This window comes from Paenibacillus psychroresistens (assembly GCF_009728935.1).
Taxonomy (GTDB): domain Bacteria; phylum Bacillota; class Bacilli; order Paenibacillales; family NBRC-103111; genus Paenibacillus_AC; species Paenibacillus_AC psychroresistens.
The window spans coordinates 491,756-506,101 of sequence record NZ_CP034235.1 but is presented as its reverse complement, the minus strand read 5'-3'; the positions used below and the strand labels follow the sequence as shown (position 1 = coordinate 506,101).

General features: G+C 42.4%; 14 protein-coding genes. 4 read left to right on the top strand and 10 right to left on the bottom strand.

The window, feature by feature from the left end:
• Positions 1–28 precede the first annotated feature (28 nt).
• Genes eutC through EHS13_RS02495 form a run of 3 tightly spaced genes read right to left on the bottom strand, consistent with a single transcriptional unit; the run spans position 29 to position 3,610 of the window.
• Positions 29–742: an ethanolamine ammonia-lyase subunit EutC gene (gene eutC / locus EHS13_RS02505; RefSeq protein ID WP_155698852.1), complete on the bottom strand. Its 714-nt coding sequence runs from the start codon at positions 740–742 to the stop codon at positions 29–31.
• Between the two features lie 16 nt (positions 743–758).
• Positions 759–2,123 (bottom strand): ethanolamine ammonia-lyase subunit EutB, encoded by a 1,365-nt coding sequence (locus EHS13_RS02500; protein ID WP_155698851.1) that lies wholly within the window; start codon positions 2,121–2,123, stop codon positions 759–761.
• Between the two features lie 2 nt (positions 2,124–2,125).
• Entirely contained in the window at positions 2,126–3,610 is a 1,485-nt protein-coding gene (locus EHS13_RS02495) for an ethanolamine ammonia-lyase reactivating factor EutA (RefSeq protein WP_155698850.1), read from the bottom strand.
• A 153-nt stretch (positions 3,611–3,763) separates the two neighbouring features.
• Here EHS13_RS02495 and EHS13_RS02490 point away from each other — a divergent pair, with 153 nt between their 5' ends.
• Entirely contained in the window at positions 3,764–4,006 is a 243-nt protein-coding gene (locus tag EHS13_RS02490) for a hypothetical protein (RefSeq protein ID WP_155698849.1), read from the top strand.
• Between the two features lie 475 nt (positions 4,007–4,481).
• Here EHS13_RS02490 and EHS13_RS02480 read toward each other — a convergent pair whose 3' ends face one another.
• The 4 genes from EHS13_RS02480 to EHS13_RS02465 all read right to left on the bottom strand — a co-directional run bounded on the left by EHS13_RS02480 (position 4,482) and on the right by EHS13_RS02465 (position 8,339).
• Positions 4,482–5,222 (bottom strand): cell shape determination protein CcmA, encoded by a 741-nt coding sequence (locus tag EHS13_RS02480; protein WP_155698847.1) that lies wholly within the window; start codon positions 5,220–5,222, stop codon positions 4,482–4,484.
• 27 nt (positions 5,223–5,249) lie between these two features.
• On the bottom strand, positions 5,250–5,879 hold the full coding sequence (locus tag EHS13_RS02475) for a polymer-forming cytoskeletal protein (protein ID WP_155698846.1): 630 nt from the start codon (positions 5,877–5,879) through the stop codon (positions 5,250–5,252).
• Between the two features lie 13 nt (positions 5,880–5,892).
• Positions 5,893–6,522 carry a YhbD family protein gene (locus EHS13_RS02470; RefSeq protein ID WP_155698845.1) on the bottom strand — a complete coding sequence of 210 codons (630 nt, stop codon included), beginning with the start codon at positions 6,520–6,522 and terminating at the stop codon, positions 5,893–5,895.
• A 572-nt stretch (positions 6,523–7,094) separates the two neighbouring features.
• Positions 7,095–8,339 carry a hypothetical protein gene (locus EHS13_RS02465; RefSeq protein WP_155698844.1) on the bottom strand — a complete coding sequence of 415 codons (1,245 nt, stop codon included), beginning with the start codon at positions 8,337–8,339 and terminating at the stop codon, positions 7,095–7,097.
• 172 nt (positions 8,340–8,511) lie between these two features.
• Here EHS13_RS02465 and EHS13_RS02460 point away from each other — a divergent pair, with 172 nt between their 5' ends.
• Positions 8,512–9,402: an SPL family radical SAM protein gene (locus tag EHS13_RS02460; RefSeq protein WP_227013988.1), complete on the top strand. Its 891-nt coding sequence runs from the start codon at positions 8,512–8,514 to the stop codon at positions 9,400–9,402.
• Between the two features lie 207 nt (positions 9,403–9,609).
• Here the strand turns inward: EHS13_RS02460 and EHS13_RS02455 are convergent, their stop codons facing one another.
• Positions 9,610–10,266 carry a hypothetical protein gene (locus EHS13_RS02455; protein WP_155698843.1) on the bottom strand — a complete coding sequence of 219 codons (657 nt, stop codon included), beginning with the start codon at positions 10,264–10,266 and terminating at the stop codon, positions 9,610–9,612.
• A gap of 105 nt (positions 10,267–10,371) precedes the next feature.
• Positions 10,372–11,121, bottom strand: a complete 750-nt coding sequence (locus tag EHS13_RS02450) for a putative periplasmic lipoprotein (RefSeq protein WP_155698842.1) — start codon at positions 11,119–11,121, stop codon at positions 10,372–10,374.
• Positions 11,122–11,355: 234 nt separating this feature from the next.
• Here EHS13_RS02450 and EHS13_RS02445 point away from each other — a divergent pair, with 234 nt between their 5' ends.
• Positions 11,356–11,949 (top strand): DUF4352 domain-containing protein, encoded by a 594-nt coding sequence (locus tag EHS13_RS02445; RefSeq protein WP_162462926.1) that lies wholly within the window; start codon positions 11,356–11,358, stop codon positions 11,947–11,949.
• Between the two features lie 86 nt (positions 11,950–12,035).
• Here the strand turns inward: EHS13_RS02445 and EHS13_RS02440 are convergent, their stop codons facing one another.
• Positions 12,036–13,322, bottom strand: coding sequence for a Gfo/Idh/MocA family protein (locus EHS13_RS02440; protein WP_155698840.1), 1,287 nt, complete (start codon positions 13,320–13,322; stop codon positions 12,036–12,038).
• A 163-nt stretch (positions 13,323–13,485) separates the two neighbouring features.
• Between EHS13_RS02440 and EHS13_RS02435 the strand changes: the two genes are divergently transcribed.
• The gene (locus EHS13_RS02435; RefSeq protein ID WP_155698839.1) at positions 13,486–14,334 is read left to right on the top strand and encodes an AraC family transcriptional regulator; all 849 of its coding nucleotides are present in this window, start codon (positions 13,486–13,488) and stop codon (positions 14,332–14,334) included.
• Positions 14,335–14,346: the final 12 nt, after the last annotated feature.

Here is a 14,346-nt window from a genome sequence, read left to right as displayed (position 1 = left end):
AAAACACCGACTCCGGTGTTTTTCTATGTTATAGGATTAAATTAACCCCGCTGACCTGCTGCTCGATCATTTTGCGGAGGATAGTGCCAATGTGTGCTCCCGCTTCTATAGGAGGAGTTCCTCTGCGGTGGATGTTAGAAATCACCATACGGTCAGAATCCTTCTTGCCTGGTCTTGGCTGATAGCACATATAAGCACTCATCGAGGCTGCCGCCTCTAGACCTGGCCGCTCACCAATTAATAAAACAAGCACCTCTGGCTCTAGCAATCGCCCAATATCATCCATGCAGCCAACCCGGCCACCCCTCACAAAAAATGGCGTACCCGATCCCAGCTTGTTGATAGCCAAAGAATCTATTAAAGCTGGCAGAATATCCGGTAAATTATCATCCACTGCTTTGGCGCTAAGTCCATCCGATATCACAATTTGCACCTGTGGTTTGTGCACACAACGTTCTGTGATTTCTGCTCCCGCTTCCTCGGTCAATACTCTGCCTCTATCCGGCCGCTTTAGGTAGGTCTCTTTATCACCAAACATCGTGTTGACTGCAAATAAACCAAATGCCTCTAAAGTTACAGCGGAAACCTCGCCGTAAACGGAATCAACTGCCTGCGCATGAGCTAAACGCAGCTTTAATATCTCTTCCGTTAAAGGGCGCGTTCCAGTTCTGCCAACGCCAATACGTGCAGGTGTTTGCAACGTCATCTTTTCGAACAATTGAGCTTGCTGCACTTTATCCATTTTCTAACCTCCTATCTCAATATACAAAATAAGCCCCATTTCCTGCATTTGCAGTCAATCGCCCATTCCGTATAATCCCATTATGCTCTAACCAAGCTTCAAACTCGGGTGCAGGTCTTTTTTGCAGAATCTCGCGGATTGTAGCAATGTCGTGGTAGCTTGTTGATTGATAATTGAGCATACAGTCATCCGCCATGGGCACACCAATGATAAAATTAACACCTGCGGATCCAAGCAGAATGCCCAGATTGTCCATATCATTCTGATCCGCCTTCATATGATTGGTATAGCAAATATCACAGCCCATCGGTAAGCGATGCATTTTGCCCATAAAATGATCCTCTAAGCCTGCTCGCAACACTTGTTTGCTGTCATAGAGATACTCTGGGCCAATAAAGCCTACTACCGTATTAACAATAAACGGCTTAAAACGCTTAGCAAGACCATAACAACGTGCCTCAAGCGTCACTTGATCAATGCCATGATGGGATTCCGATGATAGCTCAGAGCCTTGCCCTGTCTCAAAATACCAGCGGTTTGCACCTTTGCTTGTACCACGCTCACGGATTAAAGCATCCGCCTCTTCAAGCAGCTGCAGACTAATCCCAAATCCGCGATTTCCTTCTTCTGTACCTGCCAAGCTTTGAAACAGCATATCCGCTGGAGCGCCATCCATGACGGCTCTCATTTGTGTAGTCACGTGAGCAAGCACACAGTTCTGAGTCGGAATCGACCAGTGATTAATGACTTCATGGGATGCATGCAGCAATGCTTTAATATTCTCCGTTGTATCATTAACTGGGTTGATCCCAATGACTGCGTCACCTATTCCATAAGCAAGCCCTTCGAATAACGATGCTTTCATGCCTCCTATATGATCGGTCGGATGATTCGGCTGTACTCTGGAGGCCAAAGTTCCTGCATACCCGATTGTGGTCCGGTTGGTCGTAATCACCTCTAGCTTGGATGCGGCTTGAATCAAATCAAGATTGGTCATCAGCTTACAGACGGCTGCGATCATTTCGCTAGTCATGCCATCGCCAATCCTATGCATGTCCGTACCCGTAACCTCGGAACGCAGCAGATATTCCCGCAGCTCGGCAACCCTCCAATTTTTTATGGAGTTATACGTTTCTTCGTTTAGATCCTCTTCAATTACTCTTGATATCTCATCTACTTCGGGAGGAAGCAAGGGGTGCTCCCTTATATCAGATAGAGTTAGCTGGGACAGCACATATTTAGCCGCTACTCGTTCTGCCGAATCCACTGCTGCAATTCCAGCCAATTGGTCACCTGATTTTTCTTCGTTTGCTTTGGCAAAGACCTCTTTTAGATCATGAAACAAGTAGGTTTGACCTAACAGCGTGATCGATAAATTCATTGTCATTCACCCCCACTTTCTTGCTTATTAAAGACAAGCGTTTTGATGACTACGGGTATAATATCTTCCTTTAGAGGCTTGCCGATATCTATGTAATCTCCAGCAGCTGGCTTGATTTGATCTATGCAAATGAGCTTCATGCTGGCTGGAAGTCGATTTCTTAACGCATGCCCAAGTGCTTTAGCCATATCATTTTCACAAATAACGAGTAATACTCTGGCAAACTGCGCCACTTCGTTATAGCTTAAGACTATTATATCAGCAAGTCGTTGCAGACGTTTATAAGTCATATACCGATTATCCCTTAATGCTAGAGCGAATGGGGGATCGGAAATGGAAGTTCCGTATGCTTTTGCGGCTCTATTCATAACTGCTCGGACTACTTCATCCAGATTCGTTTCACTATCATCAGCTTTAGGCCATTCACATATAACCACAGGTATATTCCGCAGCGGTAAAACACCGTCGTCATAATACAATGTCGCTCCACTAATTTCTGTAGTTTGCGTGCCTGCTCCAATAACGGTTGCACGTGCTGTTTCCTCAGCTTGCCGGAGGGGTACTGAGCAAATAGCGGATTGCTCATGCAGAGCTGAGGCCAGCAAAGGACCGATATCGCCGAATCTTGTTGCTTCCTCTATATTATCCAGAGTAGATAAGTCCATTAAGCCGCCGATACCACCAGAAATCCAAATTTCATCAGGTTCGGGCAACGGACCTAGCGCTCCAGCAACCAAAAGTGGTTCCAGATTAGCGCCTCTAATAACAGGTTCAATGCCCATAATACCGTCTAAAAGCGCTTTTACCAGCTGGCGAGCCAGCGCTTGCAGGAAAGTGAAAATATAAGCTTCACCTTCTATCGGCATTTTCACCGCAACATTACGCTCGGCCCAAAGCTTCAGATGGGGAGATACATATTCTACAAAGCCTTTTTTGCCTAAGCGAATAAGCCGCCCACCAATGTGCATTGTTACTGTCGCTATCATTGCCCCATCTCGAAAATACGCCGCATTAGCCGTACCTCCGCCAATATCAATATTAACAACAACACCATCCCGCTTCTTGGTATAAGCTTCTGCACCAGAACCTTTACCTGCTAGCTGAGATTCTAAATCCGCACCTGCTGTTGCCACGACAAACTGACCTGCATGCTTAGCCAAATGATGGGCGAGTTGTTCAGCATTATGCTTCGTTGCCGTTTCACCCGTAATTATGATCGCACCTGTGTCGATCATCTCTGGACTAATACCAGCCTTGATATATTCTTGTTCCAGTAGCTTAGACAAAGCCTCCATATTAATTTCTAGTTCATTGATAAGTGGCGTTGTATAAATTGGACTGACGTAGGTTAACCGTCGTTCCGTTATTTCATAGCGTGGCAGTGCGAATCCACCAGAGGTTTTTGTTAGCTTTAATCGGGAAAGGATCCACTTAGTCGTACTGGTCCCAATATCGATCCCCACACTTGTAATCCACTTTTCATTCATTAAAAGCACCTCCTATCTCACAAAAAAGTCACCTGTACATGTGTCGAAGTGTTTTGTTGAAAACTTTGTTAATTCGCCAGCATAAACCAACAAATTTCTCATTGAAATGCCATTATAATCTGTTATTATCACTAATTATTAATGGAGGCAACTATGCTAAAAACAACGGACAAGCTGGTTCGACAACACATGACCTACTTACTATCATTGGAGGATATCACAACGGAATTAAGCAGATTTGAAACCCTCTATGATCACATCCTATATTATTCTGTCTCGGTTCTCAACATGGATATCCATGAAGCGGTGCTTGCCATTGAGGACTTCCTGTCCGATCGAGTCTTCACAGATTCATTAGAAGAAAATTCGTCCGATTATATGATGCAATTAAGCTAATATTCTGCTAGTCCATACAGCAAATAAATACCGCATTAGGCGGTATTTTTAGTTACTGCAGATGAGAATAAACTCACTTATATTCAAAAGCGTCGAACCCAATGAATTTCAAACCGTCTTCGTGCTGTTGTCTGAGCATTATCTTCAACGTTGCGGGTGTATTTGTTGTACGTCACAAAACCGCTTACAGCAAACGGAACGGTGATTAAAATGAAAAACAGAACAATAAATTTAATCCGTATAGGCAATTAGAGGTTTTTTAGGAAATTAAGGTTCATAGGTTCTCCTTCTTGAGAAGGTTATGTGTTCTCATAGACCCTAAGATAACATTTCATTTCATAACTGACGATCTTTTTTGAAAGACTCCTTGGGGGACAGTGCTGGTAGAAAGCAAAAAGACACCGTCTCGGTGTCCTTTGCAATAGGTCATACTAATAGAAAAAGGACATCACAGAGACATCCTTTTTGTCACTATTCATATTTTATGATTCTCTTTAACGAGACTGTCTTTAACTTTGATAAATTGCTCTTCATACTCGACGAGTCCTATGTCGCATCCAGGCCCAATAGTAACATTCTTGCCACGGACAATCTTGGCTTTCGTATGCTCGAGATAGATTTCATCACCTTCTATTATTGAAGCCGTTAATGTTGCACTTGAAGACGGCTTAAAAAAGAAGTTCAAATGATTGATCAAGCTTGCTCGACGAATGTTGATTTGCTCTGCACCAATTTCTTTTGCCTCGCAATTATGATAAAGCTTAATGTCCAGCTCCCCCACATTCAACATACCGCCAATTGTGAAGATTCCTCGCCCCTTGAACACTTCCACTTCGCAGTCGCCTTTTGTAATTAGATGGCCATTTAAGTCAATATGTTCACTGTGCAGATTCCCGCGAGCTTCTATTGAGCCTGAACATTGAAGTTTTTTGAAGTTGGCATTCCCGCTAGCAACTACAGACCCTGTAATCCTAATGGCGTCCGCTTGGATATCCCCAGATATGGAGCAGGTTCCAACAATTCTGATCTCCCCTGCTTTCAAATGACCTTCCATATCCAACGTTCCTATGCACTTCAGTTGGATACAATCTACATCGCCGTCGATTTTTCCTTCACCAATCATGTTGACCTTGTTATATTTACCGCCAATTGAGGAGGTTTCACCGGTTGATTTTAAGTTCCCTATAACGGGCTTACCTTTTATCAAATTTGCCATTATCAATGCCTCCATTCTTACAACCTATTATATTTGTGTGGATCTCGATACTTTAGAGTCCTTATGCAGATCTAGTTTCGTTTTATATTCTACAAGCTCAATTTCACAGCCCGGCCCAATGCTTACGTTGGAGCCCCTTACAACCTCAGCCATTGTATATTCCAGATAAATATCATCGCCCTCGATGGTTTGAGCCTTCAGCTTGTCGAAAGGTGGGATCGAAAGTGCATTCAACAACTTGGTTACGGCGATGCCCCGTGGCTTGCGAATTTCAATCCACTCCCCGCCAATCTCTGCAACGACGCTGCTACCTCCGTGTAATGTAACTTGAATGTTCCCTGCATTTAGTGCATCCATCTCAAATCGACCATTGACCTTAAACTTCTCAGCTTCACATTTCCCTTTTACAATCGCTCTTCCAGTTAATTTAATACTCTCCGCGATTAGGTCGCCTTCAATAGTAATCGTTCCATTTATTTCAGCCGAGTTTGCTTTAACACTCCCGTGCATATGGGCTCTACCATTAACAGTGAAAACAGCACATTCCAAATCTCCCGTGACCGTTCCATTACCATCAATTTTGGCTAAGTAGACACTTCCACCATTTGTACTCCCCATACCCGTTATGATTAGATTACGTACGCGATCTTTATCCATGGATTACACTCCTCTACCTGGCCGTTAAGGTCAGCTTCAATTCTTCAATACTTCTAGCTACATTAACCCGCAGAATAATCTTTACACCACTCTCAAAATAGATCTCGCTCCCCAATGAAACAAGTAAGAACGCTGAAATCCCCATTTTGCGAATAAAAATCAGATCACAATTCTTCCCATCAAATTTCGCATAATGCTCTAAAAGAGTCTGCAACAAATATTTCCCTTCATCGAGGTTCATCTCACCGGTTTGTAAGCAATGCTCCAGTAAATACAGATATAAGGTTTGTTCAAAGGAATAAAGCGTCGGATTACCTACATGATGCTCAGCATAATCCACAGTATTTGTCGAAACAATGTTTCGTTCAATAAGCTCTTTTTTGGTAATTGCGAGGTCTGAAGGGACAGTTGAGAACATATTCGCCAGCTCATCTAGCGACAAGCCGTCCTTCATGTGCATGATTTTATCGATTCTCGCTAATATTTGCTGCTTAGGAAAAAAAGTTTCTTGGCCTGTAAAGGCTGATTTATGAATAAACCACTCTTCTGGCAGCAGGTTTTTACGCTTCCAACGGTATAACTGTCCGTAAGAGATACCCGTGAGCTCTAAAAGTTCTTTTTTCGAAATTAGATCTTCTTCCAAATTGTCTGCCTCCTTTGTTGCTCACATCGTAACATAACATTGTTACGATGTAAAGATACGAGTGAAACTATTGTAGAATAATAAGGGTCTCCACTTCCATTTGGGCTGTATCCCCTTGCCTCAGTAACTATTGATGTATTAATTTTTGATGTAACTGTTGATGTAGCTATAGGTGTAACTATTGCTGTAACTTTTGAAGTAACTAGTCCGTAATCCCCCAGGTAGATGAGAATGAAAATGCGAAAATCCAGTTTCATTGGATAAAAAAGCAAATAATGAGCATTCTGCCTGCAAATATCCAGTTAGAGTTTATGAAAAGGCCCAATAATAGCCCATTTCAAGCTTTTAGGAGAAGGCAAACTGTATAATTGCAGGCAAAACCCTTAAATTTATGTTAATTACTGAATTTAACTGTATATTTGCAGGTGGCATGAGATTTACAAGTCAGTCAGCCACGTATGCTGAGGGAAAGGGATAACACCCAAAAGGAAATGCACTCGAGAAATAAACAGCAAAAAAGCGACCCTCGCAGTAGCTTATCTGCAAGAATCGCTTAATTATTGATTACTACGTTATATTTGTGACAACTCATCTTGAAATGCCAGCTTTTTCGGATATAGCTCAAGCAGCTTACGAACAATTTCTTGCACGGGTGCGTCTTTGCCTGCTTTTTTGAATAGTCGAATCACCTTGCAAACCGCTTTATAATCCTTGCGTGAGCTTGCTTGTGATGCCATCTGTTCAATATGCTGCTTAAATAAATCAAAGACTTCACCAGGAAATGTTTTTATTAAGTAGGTATAGAACAGCTCAACTCGAGATGGAGATTGTTTAACATACTCCAGCAGCTTAGCCCACTCTTTTTCCTCAACTAGAATTTGTGTGTATACCTTTTGGAATGTGTTTTGCTGCTGTTCTAAGGTTTGAATTAGATGGGGATACATCTCTGACCAATCTGCCGAAGCATAGGTTAGTTTCAATTCTGCATAGTAGTTAAAGTGGTTATTCAACACGAACTCTACGGCTAATTTCTGCTGCTGTTCTAACTGGTTCGACCGCTTATACGCTTCATACCGCAGCTGCTTCCATTTAAAGACCAGCGTATTCCATTCATGATCTTGTTCTTCTCCCTCTAGTGCCAGTTGTTCCGCTTGCTTATAATTTCCTTTATCCATTTCAGCCTTAATTGCTCGCTCGCGAAAGCTGGCAATGGTTAAATTACTGCTATTAAACTCAGCCGCTTGCCCTTCTCCTTCATGCTTCAATATCAATTGATACAGCAGATTCTTGATTTGCTCGTTTAATCGATCCGCTACCCACGTGTTATCTTGATTCTGCTCTAGCAGCTTCTGAAAATACCCCTCTAAAACCACTCTCTTATCCAATGTGTCCGTGAGACTAACACAAACCTTCAGCAAGGTTAAGCTCCATTCCGACCAACCATCGTAAATTACGTTTGTGGACTCATCCGTTAACAGCTCGAACAAACTAGCATTTTGCATACTGTTTAAGGAGACTTCCGCTTGAGCTATCGTACCAATCAATTCCAAAGCATCTGTGATCGCATCACCTACATACCCTGCTGAATCATCGGCAGATTCCAATAGTAGAATCATCGCATGCAAGACAGTCAAACAAAGCTTCACCGCTTGAACATAATCTTGATTCTGAATATTATCCTGCGCCTTGCCTAGAACTATGCTTACTCCTGTTAAGGCAGCTTGTACATTTTCATAAGCTACAAATCCGTCCTCTTCTGAATTCCGCACAATGTACGATTGGATTAATTTCTCGCATTCTTGCAGCTCTTCGTTCATATTCACTCCACCCCGATCCTAAAAATATGTGCTATATCTTCTATTTACCATTTGCCATTAGTGGACTATTTTGGTACTGTTAAATCGAACGTACGTTCTATATAAATAGGCGGTGAATATCATCTCTCGCATCCAATATGAACCCATAACGTGCAAAACTTTATTGAATGATGTGAAGGCTACCTTAATGCCTTTTGAAAAATCGATCAATCCATACCGCGGCTGCCAGCATGGCTGCAGCTTCTGTTATGCCCGCTCGACACATAGCTTTCTTGGGCTTGAAGCCGATGATAGCTTTCAGAATCATATCCTCCTCAAATCCAATGCAGCTGAAGCTTTAGAGCAGCAACTAAAGCGCATGACCCGCGCTGGGAAGCATAAAGCTGCAATTGGACGAATAGCGATTGGTACAGCTACAGATCCTTATCAGCCCATTGAAGGAAAAATGAAAATAACTCGTCAATGCCTTGAAGTGCTTGCTAAGTATCAGCTTCCTACTACGATCACTACTCGTTCACCACTTATCCTTCGTGATTTGGATTTGCTTAAGGAAATCCCAATAGTCTCCGTTAATATTAGTTTGACTACCTTGGATCGAAAGGTTTGGAGGAATACCGAGCCCTCAACGCCATTCCCGATGAAACGACTAGAAACGGTCCAAAAGCTGAATGAAGCTGGTATTCCTGCCGGTATATTTATGGCACCAATTTTGCCTTATCTGACAGACGGGATAGAGGATCTTACAGCACTAATCCAGCAAGCTTCCATCCACCAAACTAAATTTGTCATGCCTTCCTACTTAAGACTTAGCACAAGAGCCGTTAAGGTTTGGTTTTTCCAGACACTCCAAGAGCATTATCCGCACTTAGTTCGGCGATATGCTGATCTATACCTGCACTCCGCTCATGCAGCTCCCGATTATCGCAAGCCCATTCAGCAGCAAATTCATGCCCTTTTGGAGCAATATAATGTTCAATCTAAAGAGCCTATTCAAGTAAAGCAGCCTGCAGTTAACCTCCAACCCGAAGCTGATCCGCCAGTGCAGCTTGCTTTTTTATTCTAATTATAAACTTTAGTCCGTTAGAGAGGCAACAAACCGCTAATGCTTGTAAACCAAAAAACCACAATCTCTAATTAATTGTGGTTTTTCAGCGGCTTACTTTTATTAAATTAATGAATTAGGTACACCGGCTACTCCCTATAATCCCATCGGCTCAGTTCCCTGAGGCAAAGGGATACAGGTCAGAAGGAAATGGATTGGACTTTACAATTAACCGTTCTTCTTCATCTCATGTATATCACGGCCATGGTGTTTATTATCTTTATCCTGGCGATGATCATTCTCTTTATTGGCATGATTCTTACTGTTTTTATTATCTTTACCGTCATTCTTACCATCAAACTTGCCATCACAATCTTTTTTATCTTTATCGTCTTTCAGTGCGGCAATTGCTGGATCTACAGCTTTCACTTTATGGATTGGTTTAACTACTTTTGGTGCGTCTGTTGGGCTCGGTGTTGGTTTAACTGTAGCCGTTGGTGCTAAAGTTGGTGCTGGTGTAGCTAATAAAGCTGCAGCTTCTGCTTTTAAGAAAGCTTCTGAGTAAGCTTTAATGAAAGCAACCTTGTTACTCGAATTAAAAGCAAATTCTAGCTTGTCCCCAACCTTCAGGTTCGCTAATACTGCTTTCTCTTTATCACGAAGCACTAAGATCGTTTTATCCAGCGGATAAAGCTCCGTTCCAGCTTCTAAACTCACCTTAACCTTCGTATTCTCTTCCTCTAAGGCGATGAATTTACCGGTTACAATTTTATGCGATATGTTAACCGAGTCGGTACTTGTCCCACCATTAGCAAAAGCGACCACACCAAAACTAAGTAATGCAATAGTCAGGCATGTGATAAATAGTAATTTTACTTTCTTCAAAACAACCACTCTCCTTCGAACCTTTTTAGCAACCATTTGATGCTGCTGATACAGTATTCGGGGTGAGCTCCTATTTTAAGTGGGTATAACTGGGCAAACAGTGCTCTACGGGGTTGGCTCTAGCACGAACATCCCGCTCGGATCTAGACGATAGCCCCGTATTTGGTCATCTACTCCAAGCGTAAAGAGTTTTTTCTCATTGTCATATAGAACGCCCTTTTCGGTATTTAAAACTTCATTTACATTCGTCTCCATTAATTGTTGCCCTAGCATTTTCACGATTTTAATGGTTGGAATAGTACCACTTAATCTAGATAGGATCTCAAGGCCACCATCTTGATCCAAGTCGATATGAGCCGCATCACCACCGAAGAACATTAGAGAACTTACACCACTACTATCAATCTGCAAATAATCGGTCATCATGCAATTGGCACCGCAAACTCCCTTTATCCGTACAAGCGATTTACCGAAAATCCTGGTTTCCAGAATAGAAATGTCCGCATAATAATGTCCTTCTCCAATATCGCCAATTGGATAGAATGCCTTACCCGCCTTATAAGCGTAGCGTACCATATCTCCCGTATTCTCATAAAAGACAATCTGCCCTTTCTGGCCAATAGGATGATTGGCAAGTTCCTTGTATGTTGTAGGCAGCGTTGATTGAGCAATTACTCTGGCAGGTGCGATTTCTTTAAATCCTGCCTGTATTTCATTAGCAAGTGTAGCTGGGGTTGAAGGTATGCTAGCTGTTGGTTGTTGGCTCGTAGTTATTTCGTCACTTGCTGCTGGTTTATTTGATTGACAGGCTGATAAAATTGCAACAAATATTAGTAGGATAGCTAAATACTTCATTACATAACCTCCATCGATTCTTCCTAGTGTATTAGACTATAAAAGTAGGATAAAGTTGTTAAATATACTAGTATTTTTCAAAAATAATGGGATAGCAAATATCATCAGGAATCCTTTGAACTGGGTTCACTCCTTTAGTCCCAAATATAAATTTTTTGTTGAAATATGTTGAAAAATGGAAAATTATCGTTTTTTATAGTATATTATTAAATAGTAAATTATAGGGGTCATACAGTGAAAAAGGCATTTTTAGGAGTTATTTTACTAGTAGTATTAACAGCATGTACAAGCACAACCGGCGAAAGCGCCAATCCAGACACGCCAAAAGAATCAGCTGCAGTTTCAGAGGCTAGTGCAACACCACTAGCAACACCTGTGGCAACACCCGTAGCTACAGCAGTAGCAACACCAGAACCAAAGAAAACACTTAAAGTCGGCGAAAAGTTTACTTTAAAGGATTGGGAAGTGACCGTAGAATCTACAAAATTTGATAAAGATGTATCCGATGATTTCATGTCATCTTCTGCCGATGAGGGTAGTAAGTTTTTAGTTCTTCGATTAGCTGTTAAAAACAACGGGACCGAAGACGCTAGTTTTGTGGAAATGTTCGGCGGAACCGAAATTAAAGCAGTTTATAATAGCAAGTATGAATACACACCTAGTACCACTTTAATTAAAGGGGATTTGAGCCACGAAAGTATTTCACCGCTAAAAACAAGCAAAGGCTTTAGTGTAATTGAGGTTCCCGATGAAGTGGTAACTGCCAAAGAAGGAATTGTTGTCAGCTTTGAATTGGATGGAGAAAGTAAAACAGTCCTAATCAGATAATCGCATTAAAAATCCTCACTCTAGTATTTAACTAGTGTGAGGATTTTTAATTTTCAGTAACCCTAATTTCAATAAGCTAGCCCAATCTAAAACCGCACCAGATCATCAATCCGAACAGCCGCGCCTGTACGCAACGAACGGTTTGCCGCTATTCCTGTCAGGATGGATCTCGCTCCATCGATATGATTAGCCGCACGATTGAAGCGGTCAGGTACAGGATGTCCAAAAACATCATTTAGCAATATCGGATCCCCTCCGCCGTGACCGCCCTCTTCCTTATCAACCTCAACCTTATATGGCTCAGCAAACATCGGAAATACTGTAATCGTTTGCCCCTCTATCGCCCCTTCCAGGGATTTGTCACCACCCGAGTTAACGTACGACTTCTCCACAACGTTCATTTCCAATCGACCTTTAGTACCGTTAAAAGCGATCCGATAACCTTCCCAAGGCATATAAGCATTCAACGAATAGGTCATAATCGCTCCGCTTTTATAGCGGACCAATACCCCCATCGTATCTTCAATAGAAATCCCATCACCGAATACACTCTGGTCACGGCGGTAGCCATCCTCGTGCTCTGCGTCCAGATACATCGCCTTAAGCTGTACATTTTCATCCAAATGCAAAGCAAACGGATCATCCTTGGCCAACGGATTTCCTGTAGCCCGTTCGTAGAATTTGGTTTCACCGCGGCTTTCAGCATTCTCCCGTCCATAGAATAAGAGATCGCCATAAGCAAACACGGATTCAGGCTCAGAGCCGATCCAGAAATTAACTAAATCAAAATGATGGGTTGATTTGTGGACAAGCAGTCCTCCGCTGTTGCGTTTATCTCTATGCCATCTCCGAAAATAATCGGCTCCATGCTGTGTATCAAGCAACCACTCAAAATGCACCGAATTAACTTTCCCGATTACGCCATCCATAATTAGCTCACGCGCTTTAGTATGATGGGGAGCATAGCGGTAATTGAAGGTTACTCGAATTTGCTTGCCAGTACGTTTTACGGTATCGAGAATAGCTTGGCATTTATGCTCATCCACTGTCATCGGCTTTTCCGTAATCACGTCACAGCCAAGCTCCATAGCTCTTATAATATAAGTGTGGTGTGACCTATCCAAGCAGGTAACAATCACAGCATCAGGTTTTTCCACGGCAATCATCTCATCAAATTGCTCTGATCGATACGTTCGTACCTCCGGATATCCATAATTATCAACCAGCAATCTGTTGGCATACGCCATTCTTGTTTCATTAATATCACAAAACGCAGTTAACTCCGCCGTTTCCCGATAATCCGTCGCAAGTGCTCCATAGAAGAACTCCGCCCTGCCACCTGTTCCAACTAGTACATACTTCTTTCGTTCCATTTCGGGCACCTCATTCATATAGATTATTTAGAACTAATAGGTCCAATATAGTGCATACGAATATATTTATCACCGCTTTTCATGCCACAAACAACCTAAACCACGCTTTTTTTGCTATAATGATTATAAATTACGGAATAGGAACTATAGAAGGGAGCTATTTGTGAATACTCCATTTCATCACTATTATGCAGATGACTCTAGCGGTTATAACATTGATCATGTCAAGAGAAAGGGCCATTTCTCCATGACCGTTAATCATTTCCATAATCATTACGAGCTTTATTATTTATGTGAAGGGGAACGGTTGTATTTCGTGCAGGATCGTACCTACCATGTCAAAGCTGGCAATTTTGTGCTAGTCGATCGACATGTGCTCCATCGAACCTTGGATACAGGAATGCCGGATCATGAGCGGATGCTCATTAACATTGAACAAGAATGGATTGAAGCATCTTATCCCAACCATGCTGCAATGCTACTGAAGCCATTTGGCCAAGGGATTCCCGTTCTGAGCTTTCCCACAGCCCAACTCGCACACAATCAGCGACTCATCGACCAGATTTCAAGCGAAATGCTGCAGCAAGAGCCCGGATATGCCATTCGGCTACAGCATGCGGTAATTGAGCTGCTCATATCCGCTGCACGCTGGACACAAACGGAGGATCATAACCCAGCCGAGCTGCAGTCGCCAGCCCATGCCAAAATAACAAAAATCATCCGTTATCTAAATGACCACTTTGCCGAAGCTCTCAATTTGCCGGATCTTGCAGCCCGCTTCAGCATAAGTCCGTATTACCTAAGCCGCACCTTTAAATCAACTACAGGCTTCACCTATAGCGAATATTTAAACCTGATTCGACTAAAAGCAGCCCAACGACTGCTCCGTGAAACAGAGCTGAACATCACAGAAATTGCATTGCAAACTGGCTTTGAGAACTTCTCGCATTTTGGCAAATCTTTTAAAAAGATGGCTTTAGTTTCCCCCCGCGCATACCGTGACCAACAATAAAATGACCCAATT